Genomic DNA, 534 nt, shown 5'->3' with positions numbered 1-534 from the left:
CTGTGAAGTGCTTGCACTAGTGCCAGTTGTAGACAGGTTAGCCATAGGCAGATATACCTGATTGTAATAGCTCAACCGTGCAAGGGCTGGAGATTGTGCCATTAGCTGATTTTGCCGCTGAATGTCTAATTCTTGCTGCTGTTGTGCCTGTTGTAGCTGTCCGACGACTAATTGATTTTGATAATTTTGGGTCTGAATCTGGTTAACCTGATTTGCATAGGTCATACCTGTATTGTATGCATTCAGCCCTTGAGCCTGTTGCTGTTGTCCAATCTGCGAATAAGTATTAGCAGTGTTAGAGCGTAGGCTTAAATAACTATTCAGACGATTAGCGGCGTTTTGTTCTTCTGCTGTGCGGTATTGTACAGAGGCTTGTCCTACAGCACTAAGTGCTTTACCAATGGCTACGCCACTTGTTACACCTGCACGGCTTGATCCCATAGCACCAGAAGTAGTAGCACGTTGGTTAATATTCTGGAGAGCGGCATCACGCTGTTCGTTAATATCTGAGGTAATACTTTTTAGCTGATCCTG

Annotated in this window: 1 protein-coding gene; it reads right to left on the bottom strand. The window is 44.6% G+C overall.

Annotated elements, in window-relative coordinates:
* The coding region (locus N1032_RS27545; RefSeq protein WP_259543913.1) for a hypothetical protein at positions 1–534 on the bottom strand (534 nt) is incomplete at both ends.

The organism is Herbiconiux daphne (assembly GCF_024979295.1).
Lineage (GTDB): Bacteria > Actinomycetota > Actinomycetes > Actinomycetales > Microbacteriaceae > Herbiconiux > Herbiconiux daphnes.
Note: the sequence above shows the minus strand (reverse complement) of the source record. Positions and strands in the feature narration are given on the sequence as shown.